Origin of the sequence: Psychromonas arctica DSM 14288 (assembly GCF_000482725.1) — a bacterium.
GTDB classification, from domain to species: domain Bacteria; phylum Pseudomonadota; class Gammaproteobacteria; order Enterobacterales; family Psychromonadaceae; genus Psychromonas; species Psychromonas arctica.
Genome location: NZ_AXWP01000025.1, coordinates 24,998 through 42,579 on the forward strand (window position 1 = coordinate 24,998; position 17,582 = coordinate 42,579).

At 37.2% G+C, this 17,582-nt stretch carries 13 protein-coding genes; 7 read left to right on the top strand and 6 right to left on the bottom strand.

The features are described from left to right. Nucleotides 1-123 precede the first annotated feature (123 nt). The 4 genes from H592_RS0103825 to H592_RS0103840 all read left to right on the top strand — a co-directional run bounded on the left by H592_RS0103825 (nucleotide 124) and on the right by H592_RS0103840 (nucleotide 4,921). The gene (locus tag H592_RS0103825; protein ID WP_028867602.1) at nucleotides 124-1,977 is read left to right on the top strand and encodes an EAL domain-containing protein; all 1,854 of its coding nucleotides are present in this window, start codon (nucleotides 124-126) and stop codon (nucleotides 1,975-1,977) included. Nucleotides 1,978-2,066: 89 nt separating this feature from the next. Continuing rightward, nucleotides 2,067-3,008, top strand: coding sequence for a tRNA 2-thiocytidine(32) synthetase TtcA (gene ttcA / locus H592_RS0103830; RefSeq protein WP_028867603.1), 942 nt, complete (start codon nucleotides 2,067-2,069; stop codon nucleotides 3,006-3,008). A 250-nt stretch (nucleotides 3,009-3,258) separates the two neighbouring features. Then, nucleotides 3,259-4,011: a triose-phosphate isomerase gene (gene tpiA / locus H592_RS0103835; protein ID WP_028867604.1), complete on the top strand. Its 753-nt coding sequence runs from the start codon at nucleotides 3,259-3,261 to the stop codon at nucleotides 4,009-4,011. Nucleotides 4,012-4,264: 253 nt separating this feature from the next. Beyond that, entirely contained in the window at nucleotides 4,265-4,921 is a 657-nt protein-coding gene (locus H592_RS0103840) for a Bax inhibitor-1/YccA family protein (protein ID WP_028867605.1), read from the top strand. Nucleotides 4,922-5,575: 654 nt separating this feature from the next. Here H592_RS0103840 and lolE read toward each other — a convergent pair. From lolE to H592_RS0103855, 3 genes are read right to left on the bottom strand one after another with little or no spacing between them, the layout of a single operon-like run. Further along, complete coding sequence (gene lolE / locus H592_RS0103845) at nucleotides 5,576-6,817, bottom strand: lipoprotein-releasing ABC transporter permease subunit LolE (RefSeq protein WP_028867606.1); 1,242 nt, start codon at nucleotides 6,815-6,817, stop codon at nucleotides 5,576-5,578. After that, nucleotides 6,817-7,500, bottom strand: coding sequence for a lipoprotein-releasing ABC transporter ATP-binding protein LolD (gene lolD / locus H592_RS0103850; protein ID WP_028867607.1), 684 nt, complete (start codon nucleotides 7,498-7,500; stop codon nucleotides 6,817-6,819). Before lolD ends, lolE begins: the two co-directional genes overlap by 1 nt. Continuing rightward, a complete protein-coding gene (locus tag H592_RS0103855; protein ID WP_028867608.1) occupies nucleotides 7,493-8,719 on the bottom strand; it encodes a lipoprotein-releasing ABC transporter permease subunit in 1,227 nt (408 codons plus the stop codon). The genes lolD and H592_RS0103855 overlap by 8 nt, the downstream gene beginning before the upstream one ends. 675 nt (nucleotides 8,720-9,394) lie before the next feature. Here H592_RS0103855 and H592_RS0103860 point away from each other — a divergent pair. The 3 genes from H592_RS0103860 to H592_RS0103870 all read left to right on the top strand — a co-directional run bounded on the left by H592_RS0103860 (nucleotide 9,395) and on the right by H592_RS0103870 (nucleotide 14,475). Beyond that, complete coding sequence (locus H592_RS0103860; RefSeq protein WP_037070876.1) at nucleotides 9,395-9,952, top strand: PilZ domain-containing protein; 558 nt, start codon at nucleotides 9,395-9,397, stop codon at nucleotides 9,950-9,952. Between the two features lie 77 nt (nucleotides 9,953-10,029). Then, complete coding sequence (gene mfd / locus H592_RS0103865; protein ID WP_028867610.1) at nucleotides 10,030-13,509, top strand: transcription-repair coupling factor; 3,480 nt, start codon at nucleotides 10,030-10,032, stop codon at nucleotides 13,507-13,509. Between the two features lie 21 nt (nucleotides 13,510-13,530). Next, nucleotides 13,531-14,475, top strand: a complete 945-nt coding sequence (locus tag H592_RS0103870; RefSeq protein ID WP_028867611.1) for a CsiV family protein — start codon at nucleotides 13,531-13,533, stop codon at nucleotides 14,473-14,475. A gap of 86 nt (nucleotides 14,476-14,561) precedes the next feature. Here H592_RS0103870 and H592_RS0103875 read toward each other — a convergent pair whose 3' ends face one another. The 3 genes from H592_RS0103875 to rluC form a co-directional block, all read right to left on the bottom strand. Then, nucleotides 14,562-15,539, bottom strand: a complete 978-nt coding sequence (locus tag H592_RS0103875; protein ID WP_028867612.1) for a glycosyl transferase family protein — start codon at nucleotides 15,537-15,539, stop codon at nucleotides 14,562-14,564. A gap of 184 nt (nucleotides 15,540-15,723) precedes the next feature. Beyond that, nucleotides 15,724-16,368: an HAD-IA family hydrolase gene (locus H592_RS0103880; RefSeq protein ID WP_028867613.1), complete on the bottom strand. Its 645-nt coding sequence runs from the start codon at nucleotides 16,366-16,368 to the stop codon at nucleotides 15,724-15,726. A gap of 1 nt (nucleotide 16,369) precedes the next feature. Next, nucleotides 16,370-17,308, bottom strand: a complete 939-nt coding sequence (rluC, locus tag H592_RS0103885; RefSeq protein WP_028867614.1) for a 23S rRNA pseudouridine(955/2504/2580) synthase RluC — start codon at nucleotides 17,306-17,308, stop codon at nucleotides 16,370-16,372. Nucleotides 17,309-17,582 lie beyond the last annotated feature (274 nt).

The window sequence follows — 17,582 nt, forward strand, 5'->3', positions numbered from 1 at the left end:
ATATCAAAGATAAGAAAATATAATGATCAGTATTTTATTTCATCTTTATAAAAAAATACTAACAGATATTTACCAATTACCATTTATTGATACAAATAATTGCTTAATGCGAGGAGCAGGTTAGTGAACGATTATAAAAAAAGCCTTTGGACCTCTACCTTGATCACTTTATTAATCGCCTTGGCGTTAATAATTGCAACCAAAAGTGCGTTTAATACGCTACTACTTGAGCAACAACAGCTTCCTAAAACGCGTGCTCAGCTAGCTTTGTTACCCACAATTACGGCTATGGGTGACCTACAAGGAAGCCTCGATATTAGTCAATTTAGTTATATAAAAATTAATAATAATCGTCTTAATAGCCCGCTTGTTTATAGTCAAAAAGCAGTGAATCAGCTTTTCAATAATTTACTGCCCACCCCAATTTCTAGTTTTAACAGCGCGACCGAAAATCAAAGCATTCAATATACAAGTATTCACCCTGAACTATTTGAATTATATCAATCAATTATAGTGCTAATTGTCACCGCACTTATTATCACTTTGCTGTTGTATCATATCATTTCATTTAGACTACTAAAAAAAATAGAAAGTGCCTTGGTCAATGAAATTGTTAATGAAAAATCTAAAATAACTCCCTTTAAAAAAGTAACTATCGAACTAGTTGAACAAAGGCGTCTATTTGATTCTGCCCTACACAGTAAAAAAGAAAAGATCTCTCGATTATCAAAACAAATAAATGTTGATGCTTTGACAGGCTTAAATAATCGTCATGTGTTTAGAAAAGAGCTCACTGAATTTTTATCCGATGAAAGTAACCGTAAACATGCCATCCTATCTATCATTAGACTTTTTGAGTTATCAGTGGTTAACATGCACCGTGGATTTCAACAAGGCGATCAATTTGTAATAAACGTTGCAAACATCATTAACGATATTCTTGATAAATATAAAGATAAAGATATACATCTATTTAGGATTTCAGGGTCTGAATTTGCTTTGATTAGCCATGATATGAGTATTGGAGATGCGCAGCAATTCGCCAATGAACTAAAACTAAAGTTTGATCAATATCAGCTACTTAACAACCTTGAAAATGTAGCTTTTAATGGCATGACTTTAATTTCCTCCAATCAATTGCCGGAACATGTTTTAGCTCGAGCCGATATTGCACTCGCAAAGGCTCAAACCAGTGGCATTAATGCATGGGCTTTTGAAGAGAATATTGATAACCAAACGCTGCAAGTGGGTGAGCAGCATTGGCGATCGATTATTACCGATATCATAAATAATCGCTCATTAACTTTTTTACAACAACCTGTTCAAGCCATTCATCGCAATATGAAAGGGTATCAGGAAATATTTACACGTTTTGTCAGTGAGGATAACAATACCATCCCAACTGATACTGTTTTTTCTATGGCACAACGTACTGATACTATTATTAAGCTTGAAAAAGTTATTCTTGAAAAGATAATTTATCGCAGTCGTCTTCGCAAAGAACATAACACTAGATGGGGAATTAACCTTAGCTCTTCAGCGATGCACAATAGTAGTTTTATGGTATGGCTAGAGCGATTATTATTAAGAGAACCCGATGTAGCGAGGTCCTTAGTATTTGAAGTTCCGGAAAGTTTATTAGGTCATAACTTGATTGCTAATAAACGTGTTTTTAATATGTTCAAAAGAGCAGGAAGTCGTTCTGCTATTTGCAATTTTGGCAAAGGGATCAGTTCTTTTCGTTTATTTGAAGAGTTAAAACCTGATTACATTAAACTTGACGCAAGTTTAATTGCTAACCTTGAATCAGATAGTGCAAATCAACAATTTATTCGCATGATCATTGATGTTGCACATCGCATGGAGTGCCAAGTTATCGCTGAAGGTATTGAGCACTTAGAACAAAAACAAATTCTTGAAAGCATGTACATCGATGGGGTCCAAGGTTATTTAATAGCCGAACCGGCTCCATTATAGATGCATTAGCAGTACCTTTACTCTTTGCATCTGCGCCCCTCTTTTTATACAATGCGCCTTGTTTTAATACTCCATTAACAAGGCATACCATGACGCAGCAACTCACAGAAAAAGATCAATTCAACCTTAAAAAATTAAATAAAGTGTTGCGTAGACAAACCGGACAAGCCATTGCAGATTATAATATGATTGAAGATGGTGATAAAATCATGGTCTGTTTATCAGGTGGAAAAGACAGCTATACCCTACTAGAAATACTAAGCCAACTTAAAGCAGTTGCACCTATTAACTTTGATATCATTGCGGTCAACCTAGATCAAAAACAACCTGGTTTTCCTGAGCATATATTACCTCAATATCTTGACTCATTAGGTGTTGATTACAAAATAGTAGAACAAGATACTTACAGTATCGTCAAAGATAAGCTACAACCAGGAAAAACCACTTGCAGCCTTTGCTCGCGCTTACGTCGCGGCATTTTATACAAAACCGCAAAAGAACTTGGTGCAACTAAAATAGCTCTTGGACACCACCGTGATGATATGTTGGCCACCATGATGCTTAACTTATTTTTTGCGGGTAAACTCAAGTCAATGCCAGCTAAATTAGTTTCAGACAATGGTGAACACGTCGTTATTCGCCCGCTTGCTTACTGTAAAGAAAAAGATATTGAAGCGTTTGCTACGCTACAACAATTCCCTATTATTCCTTGTAATTTATGTGGTTCGCAACCTAACTTACAACGTCAATTGACCAAAGATATGCTCAATGATTGGGAACTAAATTATCCAGGTCGTTTGGAAACCATGTTTACTGCTATGCAAAACGTAGTTCCTTCGCATCTAGCGGATACTAGCTTATTTGATTTTAAATCCATCACTAAGGATTCCGGTGTGATTGATGGAGGAGATATTGGCTTTGATAAAGAATCATTTAATAAACCATTCAGTGCTCCACTAGCAGAGCAAGTAACACCTGACAATGAGTTTTATAAACAACATCAAGCAGTGCAAATTACAGAGGTCAATTAATCTCGTTACTCAGCTAAATTAAACGCTTTATTGATTTAACCCAATAAAGCGTTGCCTTTAAGTCAACCTAGCCTTGTATTTAGGGCCGATAAGAGATAATTTACGCCCAGAATCAAAGAATGATCTGATTAATGGGAAACTTATTCATGGTCGCCGGCCTATTTAAGAACATTTAGTTTAAATTTTATTTTCAATATCATTTTTCAATTTAACTTTAATATAACTTTCAATATAAAAAACGGAGTCAAACATGAGAACACCTCTTGTAATGGGTAACTGGAAACTAAACGGTACAAAAGAATCAGTAGCGACATTGATCAAAGGTATCGAAAGTGCAGCAAATGCAGCAACTAATGTTGAAGTTGCGGTATGCCCACCAGCAATTTTTATTGAGCAAGTTGCAAACCTAACAGCAGACAGCCGCATTGAATTTGGTGCACAAGATGTGAGCACAAATGTTGCAGGCGCATTCACAGGTGAAACGTCTCCAGTTATGGTTAAAGAGTTTGGCGCAAAATATAGCCTAGTAGGTCACTCGGAGCGTCGCCAATACCACAACGAAACTGATGCAGTCGTTGCAGCTAAATTTGTTGCGATTCAAGAAAATGGTTTAATACCTGTATTATGTATCGGTGAAACACTTGAAGAACGTGAAACTGATAAAACATTTGCTGTTGTTGAAACTCAACTTAAAGCAGTGGTTGAAGTTGCCGGTATCGCAGCATTAGAAAACTCAGTGATCGCTTACGAACCAGTTTGGGCTATCGGTACAGGTAAAGTTGCAACTTCAGAGCAAGCACAAGAAGTTCATGCTCATATCCGTTCTTGGTTAAAAGCACAAAGTGAAGTTGTTGCTGAGAAAGTACAGATCCTTTACGGCGGTAGTGTTAAAGCAAACAGTGCAAAAGAGCTATTTGCTCAAGCAGACATCGATGGTGGTTTAGTAGGTGGTGCAGCACTTATTATTGAAGAATTTGTAGGTATTATCGAAGGCGCTAAATAAGCACTTCCTAGCACAATATTTTAATACTAATAAGGCACTTTGATAGTGCCTTTTTTCATTTTTAGCTTTCCTATCAAATACAATGCAGTAATACTCTTTTTTAACCCATAACAATGATCGGGCGATTACACGTACTAGTATGACTTGCTGTTGAAAATTTTCTACTATTTCATCATCTCAATAAAAAATACTGCACAAGCAAAAAATCTGATGTTATGATGTTGTTAACAATCATTATTCAACGGAGTAAATTATGAATTCTTCAATTAACACTAAAGCACAAGGTGTTGGAGTTTCAATTAATAAAGTATTAAAGAATACCTATATGCTATTAGGCATGACATTAGCGTTTAGTGCAGTCACTGCAACTATTGCGACAATGGTAGGTATCGGCCCAATGATGTCACTTGTCTTAATGCTAGTTGGATTTGGTCTTTTATTTGTTGTGTCAAAAACAGCGAATTCTAGCAAGGGGATATTCTGGGTATTCATGTTTACTGGTGTGATGGGTGCGTCACTCGGTAATATGCTAAACCATTACCTAACAATGCCAAACGGCCCTGCTTTAATTATGCAAGCACTTGGTACTACTGCAATTATATTCTTTGCATTATCAGCTTACGTATTAACTAGCCGTAAAGATTTCTCATTTATGGGCGGATTTTTAATGGCAGGTATGATTGCTGTAATTGTTGCAATTATTGCTAATATTTTCCTACAGATCCCACTTTTCCAATTAGTGATCAGTAGTGTTGTAGTCATGATCATGTCTGGTTTTATTCTGTTTGATACTAGCCGTATCATTAACGGAGGTGAAACTAACTACATTAGAGCGACTGTTTCTTTATACTTAAACATCTTTAATATCTTTATCCACTTATTAAGCATTCTTGGCATTTTAGACGATTAATGATCAGTTTCCGATAGTATTTTAGATGCTACTTTAGCTTACTAAATTACTGATATATTCTTAAAAGCGCATTTATTAATGCGCTTTTTTTTGCTCGTTTTTTAACTTTTATAGCGGTTTTTAACCTTCATAATACTTTATTGACCGGGATGACGAGCAATAGAATTTTACACAGCAAAAATAGCCTTACTTAAAGCATAGGTTGCCCTAAATAATTATTTATTAAAATGGACGAAAGAAAGGTTTATTAGATTATACCTATTACATTAAATAAGTGATCTAAATTTTACGTAGGAAAAATGACTTAGTTTAAGGCGTAAATTTAGCTAAATGATTGTTCCCTTTACGAAATTTACAACGAAAAAATAAGTTATTTTAACAAGTAAAATAGATCAGTTAATTAGTGTGATTGGTATTATTGCCTGATTACTACATATACGGTTAATAGCTACCGTAAAACTGATGTAGGTGGCATAAACGGTTAAATGATTAGATATCTAAGCTATATAGGTGAATGTCTAAATAGCTACATTCTTAGATATCTAAGCTATATAGGTGAATGTCTAAATAGCTACATTCTTAAATGGTAATACTGTGGATTAGATGGCCTGTAATCATCATGATTTTCGGCCATCGAGATAAAGTGATAGATTATTAGTGGCTGTAACCTAACTCTTTTGCAGGCTCAATATTACTCGCGGTCCATGCAGGGTATATTGTTGCAACGATACTCATAATAAAAGCAATCAGTGTAATAATGATCACTTGGTCATAGTTAATTTGTGAAGGTAAATAATCAATAAAATAGATATCTCCGGAAATAAACTTTCGCCCCAAGATATTTTCAACAGCACTAAAGAATTGGCTTAAGTTACTCGCTAAATACATACCGAGTAAAGCCCCTAAGAGGCTACCCATGAGGCCATTAAACGCGCCTTGAACTATAAAAATAGCACGTAGAGACCACTTCCCCATCCCCATTGTTTTTAAAATAGCAATGTCACTGCGCTTTTCATTCACAGCCATCACCAATGTAGACACAATATTAAAACAAGCAACAGCAACCACTAATAATAAAATAACGTACATCAATGATTTAACCATCTGAATATCTTGATATAAGTACCCTTGGCTTGTGATCCAACTTTTAATATACATATACACAGGAATACTGTACGCCACCTCTCGTGAGAGCACCTGTGCCTGTAAGACATCCTCAACTTTAAAAGCAATGCCTGTGGCATGGTTAAGGTTAAGCATTTTTTTAGCCGTGTTGATATGGATAAAACCCAATGTAGTATCAACTTGCCCGCCCATTTTAAAGGTACCCGTTAAAATAAATGTGAACTTGCGCGGCGCTTTAAGTTTCGTTGAGCCAATTTGAGGTAATAATAATGACACCGACTGCCCGACCTCAATGCCAAGTTGTTTGGCAACCGGCTCACCTAAAATGAGACTGTTTTCATTTGCGCTTAATAACTCCCAACCTCCTTGTTTAATATACTGCTCTATCGCGGTCACTTGCGTTTCACTTTCAGGCGTGATGGCGCGCATTTGCAACGCTTTCATATTAATATCTTTTTGCAACAGGGCATTCATCACTATGTAAGGGCTTGCACCTAATACACCTTTATGTGCTCTTATTTTAGAAAGAATAGCCGATTCATCTTTAAACTCTCCTTTGACCACCTCTAATTCTGCATGCGGGACCACAGTTAACAATTGATCCCTTAATGCTTTTTCAAAGCCATTCATCGCTGAAAGGCCAACAATTAAGACAGCAACACCTAAGATAATGCCAAATATAGAGGCCATTGAAATGAAGGAAACAAACTTATTTTTATGTTTTGCTTTGCTATAACGTAACCCAATAAATAATGGTAAAGGTCTAAACATTACGGAGTGTCCTGTAAAATACCGTTAGCCATGTATAATTGTCGGTGCAATTTATTAGCTAACTGTTGGTCATGTGTCACCACAATAAAAGCGGTACCAAGTTCACTATTTAATTCACGTAACAACTGATAAACAGACTCTGCACTTTTTGCATCTAAATTTCCGGTAGGTTCGTCTGCCAATACGAGAGAAGGTTTATTAATTAATGCGCGTGCTATTGCAACACGTTGCCTTTCACCGCCAGATAATTCAGCAGGTCGATGTTGAATGCGTTTGCTTAGCCCCACTCGTTCTAATAATGCCGTTGCTTTTTGTTGCGCAACTTTAACTGGCTCACCAGCAATTAATAACGGCATAGCAACATTTTCTAATGCAGTGAACTCTGATAATAAGTGATGAAATTGATAAACAAAACCTAGCTCCTGGTTACGCCACTTAGCTTGTTGCTTTGAAGATAGTTTATGGATGTTATTGTCATTAAAAGTGACCTCTCCAGTAGTCGGTGCATCGAGTGCACCAAGCAAATGCAATAGTGTGCTTTTACCTGAACCAGAAGTACCAACAATCGCGAGTAACTCTCCTTTTTCCACGGTCAAATTAACACCTTGCAACACAGTCGTGGCTAGGCGCCCTTCTTGATAAACTTTACTTAAGTTCTGACAAACTATAATTGAATCATTCATATCTTAATGCCTCGACTGGGCTCACTGTACCGGCTCTATAAGCAGGATATAAAGTGGCTAATAAACTTAACAACATAGCACCAAGCATAATTGATACTATTTGTAATGGTTCGTGTATAACGGGTAAGAGTCGAGTGCCACCGGAAGCATTCGCTAATAAATGTAATCCTAAAAATGACATCACTTCATTAATGTAGGTACTTAATAACAAACCTAAACCTGTTCCTAATAATGCACCAAGAATACCACTGAAAGCACCTTGAATAATAAAAATAAGGTTGATCGTAGACGATTGAATACCTAGGGTTTTTAATATGGCGACTTCGGCACTTTTATCCGTTACCACCATCACCGATGACGATAAAATATTAAATGCAGCGACCGCGATAATTAAACACAATAATAACCAAATCATGTTCCTTTCCATTTTAACTGCAGCAAATAGTTCACCATGTGTACTGCGCCAATCTAATAATATTTCATCTTTTTCCAGTACAGGAGGATGCCAATCTTCAACAGCAAAGGGTTCGGTAAAATAAAAACGCAGATCCGTCACTTGATCTTTTTGAATTCGAATTAAACGCGCCGCATCTTGGACATGCATTAAGACCAGATATTTATCAACGTCAGAGCCTACATCAAATAAACCAACCACGGTAAAATTACGCTGGCTAGGAACTTGTCCTATTGGCGTGTAACGAGCCCCTCTGGTGGAAATAACACGTACTTTATCACCAATACCCACATTTAATTGCTTTGCTAATTGGTCGCCAATAATGATGTTATACTCACTAGGTTTCAACAGTTCAAGGCCACCCATAAAGATATTATCTTTGACTATTTTACTGTTATATTTTTGCGGATAGATTCCTTCTAACTTAACACCTTGTAAAGCCGTTGTACTTTGCAATATCGCTTCAGCATTAATCATCGGCTCAATAGCAATGACTAATGGATCTTCAGGAATAACATCAACACGTTGTTGCCAATGATCAATGGTTAATGCTTGATTACTAAGTTTCGCCTGTGGGATCGCGCCAAGAATACGTTGTTTTAATTCTCCTTCGAAACCATTCATGACTGACAACACGGTGACTAATGCTAATACGCCTAAAATAATTCCACCGGTTGAAAATATTGAAACAAACGATACAAATTGATTATTACGTTTAGATTTTGTATACCGTAAACCGATAAATACACTTAAAGGATAAAACATAATTGCCTTTTAATAGTTGTTTATGATGACACACTTATAATTAAAACGGGGATAAGTAAAGTGAGTCAATGCCGTACTGTGTACGGGTTTTTAAGTTAAATTATCTAGCAATAATTTGTAATTGCTAGACTGATTGCCTTTCATAAGGTAAAGCTATCGGCAATCTAGATAACATTGCTAACAAGATAACATTACGAACAAGATATTTAATAGATAACTGCGATCTCTGTAACCAGAATTAAGGTTAAATATAGACATATCCCATTGATTACATTTTAATAGTCGCCATTCTAATGTATCTTTATTCGCTAAGACAGACAAAACTCTTACAAAATATACCGTTCAGACTTCAAGGTATAAAGTCAGCATGGCAAACTAGCGCCAACTTGATAGGCATAAAATTGAGTTTTCGAGAGATTAACTAGGTTAACCCTCTCTCGATAGAATAATTAAGAAACATCATTCTTTGATAGTTATTCTACATAGCGATTTTATAACAACTTGGATTAGTATTATTCTCCTTGCCCAGACTGGCTCGAATTCAAATGCCAATTCAATGTTGTAATAATAAAAAGGGAATACCATTATCTTATATTACGCTCGTGCCTGCCAAAGCATCTTGAGGTAAGATGGGTATAATTTCACTCACACTCAATAATGACTTGGTTAGCAGACATGGATAATAACGAATATTTTTTAGTGCAACACACACTCTCTATTAACTTGCACCCTGTTAATGAAACTCAGTTACCCATTGACCAAAATGCCTTTGAAGAAGAGATACCAGGTCCATTTAGAATGGCCAGTGATCTCGCTCAAGCAGATGTGAGTATGCTAGCCCCTTTAAAACTCAATAGTGAAAATACGCAAGCACTTTGGCATTTTTTACAGGCACAAAATCAAAAAATAAACACCCTATTAAGTTATGTATTAACACAGCAGGATGAACAACAGGCGCGTCATCAAAGCCTTAAATTCAGTGCAGGTAGTCTCATTATTGCAGGCAATGACAAATGGGCTGTGGGTGACAATGTCAGGTTAAAAATATTTTTACCTGAAGAATCTGCTGCCATATACTGTTATGCCTGTGTTTCGGATAGCTCTGAAAGTGAATGTGTTTTTACCTACACCTTTATTCGAGAACAAGATCGAGAGTTATTAATTAGAGCCAGCTTACACGTGCAATCACAACAACTTAAAAATCGAGCAAAACAGCGTGAATTAAATAGTTAATAACTGAAAATAGTCATTGAGAATCTGTTTAATAACGCAACAATCATCAGAAAAAATAATAAAGAAAAATCAATAATATGAAAAATTTACTCGAGATACCGCCTTTAAAATCATCTACTGATACACAACAATTTGGCAATTTAGTAGGCAGTAGCCAAAGTTTTGTCATTAATCAATGTGCTCAAGCGAACCCACAAAAATCTCCTTTAGTTGTGATCGTTAATGACACACCGAGTGCTATTAAGTTGCACCAAGAATTACTTTATTTTGCAGAAAAAAAATACGACGTAAATTTGTTTCCTGACTGGGAAACGTTGCCCTATGACCATTTTTCACCACATCAAGACATTATATCCACACGTATAGAAACCTTATATCAATTACCATCCATGAAAGATGGCATATTAATCGTTCCGATCACCACGTTATTATTAAGATTAGCGCCACCCAGTTATTTAAAACAACACACTTTAGTGGTTAAAACTGCACAAAAACTAGAGTTACAATTACTTCGCGAGCAATTACAAGAAGCGGGTTATTATGCAGTTGATCAAGTAAGAGAACATGGTGAGTTTTGTGCTCGAGGCTCTTTGTTAGACGTTTATCCGATGGCCAGTGACACGCCTTATCGTATTGATTTTTTTGATGACGAAGTTGATTCGATACGCCCGTTTGATACAGAAACGCAACGCTCGCTGCCCACTATTAAACAGATAAAATTATTGCCTGCGCATGAATTTGCAACGGATAAAGAAGCAATCAGCCAGTTTAAATCGGCCTATAGCGATAAGTTTCCAGCAAAGATATGTACTAGTGCCGATTCTATCTACCAACAAATTTCGCAAACCAATTTGCCCGCCGGGATCGAGTATTATTTACCGTTATTTTTTAATGAAACAGCCACTTTATTTGATTATTTTCCTAAACAAACACGTTTATGTGTTGTCGGAGATATACAAAAAGCGATGGATGATTTTTGGAAAACCATTGCACATCGTTTTGAAGAACGCGGAGTAGATTTACTACGTCCATTATTGCAGCCAATTGAGCTATACCTTCGCCAAGAGCAATGCTTTCAACAGATCAATGCTTTTCCTAAATATCAATTACAGCCAACCTCATTTGCATTACCGAAAGCAGGGAAAACCAATCTGCCTTTCACCACGTTACCGGATATTAAAATTCACCATAAAGCCAAAGCACCACTGGCAAACATTGAACAGTTTATTAAACAGTTTGCCGGTAAGGTCGTATTAAGTGTTGAATCATCAGGACGAAAAGAAGCTTTATTAGAACTATTACACCCGCTCAAGCTTGCTATTAAATCAGTCTCAAGCATCTCCGAATGCATCAAAAGTAAAAGCAAAGTCTTCATCACAGTCAGTCGCGTTGAACATAGCTTTTTAATCATAGACAGTGAATTTGCATTTATTACTGAAACGGAATTACTTGGTAATAAAATAACCCAACGTAGGCGTCAAAACCAAGATAAACAAAATGAAGAAAACTCTGAACATATAGTACGTAATTTAGCAGAGTTAAAAGTAGGCCAACCTGTTGTGCATATTGACCATGGTGTTGCACGTTATTTGGGCCTTCAAACCATTGAAGTGGCAGGTAATGTTAATGAGTTTGTGACCCTTGAATATTTACGTGGAGACAAACTTTATGTACCGGTTACTTCATTGCATTTAATCGGGCGTTATAGCGGTAGTGATGTAGAAACAGCGCCTATAAGTAAATTAGGTAACGATACTTGGGCCAAAGCGAAAAAACGTGCAGCTGAAAAAGTACGTGACGTCGCCGCTGAATTATTAGAAATTTACGCTCAACGTGCAGCAAAAAAAGGTTACAAATACCAATTAAATAAAGCTAATTATGCGGCCTTCAGTGATGATTTCCCCTTTGAAGAAACCCATGACCAAGCACTGTCCATCAATGCTGTTATATCGGATATGTGTTCATCGCAACCCATGGATAGGCTAGTCTGTGGTGATGTAGGTTTTGGTAAAACTGAAGTAGCAATGCGCGCGGCATTCATGGCAACGGACAATGCGAGACAAGTGGCTTTATTAGTCCCCACCACCCTACTTGCGCAACAGCATTTCGAAAATTTCCGAGATAGATTCGCTAATTGGCCAGTAAGAGTCGAAGTATTATCTCGCTTTAAAACAGCTAAAGAACAAAAACAAATTTTACAAGAAGCTGCCGATGGTAAAATCGATATATTAATAGGTACCCATAAGCTATTGAGTGATGGCATTAAGTTTGCTGACCTAGGGTTATTAATTATCGATGAAGAACATCGCTTTGGCGTCCGCCAAAAAGAAAAGATTAAACGACTACGTGCACAAATCGATATTCTCACCCTGACCGCAACGCCGATCCCGCGTACTTTAAATATGTCCATGAATGGCATGCGTGATTTGTCGATTATCGCGTCACCACCAGCGAAACGATTAGCAGTAAAAACATTCGTGCAGCAACGCAGCGATCAGACGATCAGTGATGCTATCACACGTGAAATTATGCGCGGTGGTCAAGTGTACTTTTTACACAATAATGTAGAAACCATCGCCAAAGCCACAGCTGATTTACAACAGTTATTACCACAAGCTAGAATTTCAACGGCGCACGGTCAAATGAACGAGCAACAACTTGAGCGAGTGATGTCAGATTTTTACCATCAACGCCAAAATGTATTAGTGTGTACCACTATTATCGAAACAGGTATCGATATTCCAACGGCAAATACGATCATTATAAACCGTGCAGATCACTTAGGTTTAGCGCAATTACACCAATTACGTGGTCGTGTAGGTCGTTCACATCATCAAGCTTACGCCTATTTATTAACCCCAACGCCAAAATTAATGACCAAAGATGCAAAAAAACGTTTACAAGCGATTGGTTCATTAGATACGTTAGGAGCAGGATTCACACTAGCAACACACGATTTAGAAATACGTGGTGCAGGTGAGTTATTAGGTGATGAGCAATCCGGACAAATTACCAGTATTGGTTTTAACTTGTATATGGACATGCTTAATCAAGCAGTAGAAGCTTTACGTAATGGACAAGAACCTAGCTTAGAGCACCTATTAGCGACACAAGCAGAAGTAGAACTGCGTATACCTGCGCTCATTCCAGATGATTATATTGCCGATGTGAATACACGTTTATCGTTATATAAACGCATTGCCAATAGTAAGAATAATAATGAATTAAATGAAATCCAAGTTGAACTTATTGACCGATTTGGTTTATTACCAGATGCGACTAAAAACTTAATAGCAGTCACCTCTATTAAGCAACGTTGTTCAAAACTTGGCATTGCAAGAATTGAAGCACATGCACTTGGTGGTGCTGTTACGTTTACCGAGCATACCAAAGTGGATCCAATGTTTCTTGTTTCACTACTGCAAACACAATCAAATACCTTTAAACTAGACGGACCCAGTAAATTAAAATTCACAATGTCGCTAGAAAGTAGTGCAGAACGCATAAATTGGTTGAAACAATTACTTGATAGCTTTAAATTACACCTTGTCAAATAAATCTCATAAAAGGACAACCTTTTGAATTTTCGCTCTACTTTATTATTAGTCGTCGCATCACTATGTTCACTTAACATACAAGCCGCTAGTGGCCGCTGGTTTGATGTTGAAATACTCGTTTTTAAACGTAATGTTGACGTTCAAAAACTCAGTGAGCAATTAGATCAAAATAATGTTTACTTAAAAAAACGAGATCGCCTTGAGGTGTTAAAAGCTAAACAAGCAACAAACTGCTTGGGTGATAACCCGTGTTTACATGAACAAAACCCAGTTCAAATTACAGATGCAGAAATGGTCAATGGCGGGCATCGATTACAGCGATTGAGCAGTAATCATCTTAGACTTAAAGCACATTTGAATCGACTTAAAAACCATCAATTATTTAAGCCCTTATTGCATGTTGCATGGCGTATGCCAGTACAAAGTAAACAAAACGCAGTGCCTATTCACCTTTTTGCTGGTGAGAACTATGCATTAGATATCTATAAAGAAGAAATCATTGCGCAAAAAAGACAAGAAGCGACAAACGCAGCAAAAGCACAACTTAATAAGCCCCAGCAAACAGATCCTCTTCTCATTGCAGCAACTGATAAATTAGATGTATTGGATGAGTTACAAAAAGATAATGCGATGAGGGACTTATATGAAATAGATGGCAATTTCTTGCTATATGTTCAACGTTACTTAGAAATTGAGAGCCAATTAATTGTGCGTACCGAAACGCAAAAAGAAGTGTCATCTTCAACATCTGTATTAGCCAACCCACAATTGGAAACGGATATTTCTGGTACAGCGGATGACGCCGTTCAAGTTGTAAATCAGGTAGTGCCACAACAACGTGTTAAAACAAAAACGGTGGTGACCGAAGCCTTATTTGACCAAACTAGACGTTTACGCAGCGGTGAAATTCATTACTTAGACCACCCTCTTTTTGGCATGATTGTACAAATTCGAAAAATTAGATAACCGCAATACTGAAGGGTAAAATAAAAAAGGAAGCTAATTAGCTTCCTTTTTTATACTCAATGATACCTATTTAATTAACTGAGAATTTATAACGTCCTACCTTCCCATAATTGTTTGGCTTTTTGTAATGCATCGTCTTGAGAAGAGTCAGGCTGCATCTGCTTCAAAACCATTGCAATAGTGGTGATCACTGCAGCATCGCCATAGGCATCATCAATCTCTTTATTCCATACTTTTAATAGATATTGTGCAGATACCTCAGTATGCGCACCGGTGAAATCTTCTAAATAAGTAGGCCAATCTTGTTCAATATATTGTGCTTTACCATTGACTTGAATAACACCACAAGCCAGCGTTGAAACACGAGGATTAACCTCACTTTCTCCGCCTTCACCTTTAAAGGCTATAATACTATGCTCATTATTTAACAGCGCAGCTTGTGCATGTATTTTTTCGTAACTTTTATGAAATACACCATGAATACTATAGGGAGCATTACTTGGGTTAACACTGCGCGCCACCGTATTAAGAGGAGTACGCAAACCAACTTGCTCTCTTAATGCTAATAACTCAATTAATTCAGGGCAATAGGCAGATAAAGGAACATAGACTAAGGAGTCATTTTGCAAAGCCAGTTGTGCCATTTCGGGTGTATCTGCAATAGTGATATTCAAAACAGGACAAGCGGACTCAACTTGATATTTCACCAAGTCAACGCTCATATGTCCATGTAATAAAATCTTAACACCATTAGCGGCTAATACTTTTGCCGCTAGCAATAACCAAGGTGGCTGTCTTTTTTTACCAGCAAAACATGGCCAATCCAGATCCACGGATAACCCCTGCCATGCACATGGCACTTTTTTACGTAACGCGGCAATATAACCCGCAGCTTCTTCAGGGGTTTCACAGCGGACACGTTGTAACATTAACAATACGGCTAATTGTAATAAACTTGCCCTACCTTCTAAATAATCAGTCAATGCTTGTTGTGCTTCATCCATCGTTAACGAACGACGCCCTTTTTCACCACGACCGGTTAATTTTATATATTCGCTAAACATTATGATCCTTTTTAATCTATGGCCGTACAACCAAGACTATGTTTAAACAATAACTAACATAACTAAAAATGTTCTATTCAGGATAAGCAAAACACTCACTGCACTGTATGGTAATTAATATAACGTTATGAATTTAACGAGATGAATTTAACTACAGGAACACTTTCATTATCTAGAATTGAGGTTAAATATATCGATGTAGTTGCGATACCAAACAATCAACAACGGCAACAGGATTAGATAACATTAATTTTTCTCGTCCATGTACACCGTAACTCACACCTAAACTTTTAACACCTGCATTAGCAGCCATATCTAAGTCGTAACTCGAGTCACCTATCATTAATGCCTGTGAAGGGCTGAAATCCAATTGTTTTAATAATGAATGAATCATTAAAGGATCGGGTTTTGAGTTCGATTCATCGGCACATATCGTTGCTGCGAATAAATGTTCAGTATTTGTCTTTTGCATCATGCGGTTAAGGCCATTACGTCCCTTTCCCGTCGCAACCGCAAGAATATACCCCTGTGCTTTCAGGTTAGTTAATAATTCTGCGATTCCGTGATAAAAAGGAGTATCGAGATGATGCATTGTATTATATTGCTCTCGATAAGCCTCAACCAGGAATTCTTGCTGTGTTAACAATAACGAGGGAAACAACTGCTGCATTGCTTTTAGTAAGCTTAAACCAATAATATTCTTAACTGCCTGTTCAGTAGGTACAATTTGTTGCTGATTTTTTGCAGCTTGTTGCATGCACAAGACTATTTTGTCGATGGAATCCATTAAGGTACCATCCCAGTCAAAAATAATTAATGGATGTTTCATATTAGCTTCGCTGTAATTTACCTAATAATTCCTCTAAACGCGGGCAAAGAGGCGCACTCACGGTCATCCGTTTTTCTAACACAGGGTGAAAGAAAGTAATATGTGCCGCATGTAAAAAGAGTCTGTTTAACCCTAAATCTTTCATCAAACTATCGAACTGTTTATCACCATAGCGCTCATCACAGGCAATATTATGACCTTTACATGCACTATGTACGCGTATTTGATGGGTTCTTCCTGTCACCGGGCTGGCTTCAACCAAGGTTGCACCTTCATAACGTTGAATAATTTTAAAATGTGTTTCTGAGGCTTTACCCAGTGGGCTAACTTTGACCACTGAATCTTGTGCATTTTTTAATAATGGCTCGCGTACTAGGCGGTCTTTTTTATCCCACTGCCCTTTAACTAAAGCAAAGTACTGTTTTTTCATTGTTTTTTGACGAAGCTGCTCGTGTAGCGCACGTAACATACTGCGTTTTTTGGCGATTAATAAGCAACCCGAAGTTGCTTTATCCAAACGGTGCACCAATTCTAAAAAGCGAGCATCAGGTCTTAAGGCGCGTAATCCTTCGATGGCACCAAAATCTAGACCACTGCCACCATGAACCGCAAGGCCAGAAGGTTTATTGAGTATGATTAAACCTTCATCTTCATAAACAATCTCTGATTCTAGATTTTTAATACTGTTAAGCTTAGGGGACGGTAACGCATTTTCCGGATCTACTTTTACTGGTGGGATACGAACACTATCGCCTACCTGTAGTTTATAATCGGGTTTGATGCGTTTTTTATTAACACGAACTTCTCCCTTGCGTACAATTCTATAGATCATGCTCTTAGGCACGCCCTTAAGATGTAAGCGAAGAAAGTTATCGATACGTTGTTGTGCATTTTCTTGAGCAATGTCAATAATGCGTACTGAGTGATTTATCTGTTCCATTCGTTAAGTTTATCACGCCTAATCACATAATATGTAAAAACTTTGTTGCTTGTAAGTAGATATAAATGCGACAATAACAAAGTTAATGCCTCGTGATTTTAGGATTTTAAAAGCGCTAGTAGGCATAGCATTTTACGAAAGCAAATCAAATGATTAGAATGTAACGCTGCAGTGTTAAATTATTTTTGATTTAACACTTTTTTGTATCCGCTTTGTAACGCACCTCAGAATACTTCCAGTCGAGAGATTGTATAACCAGACATGAGGTCAAGCA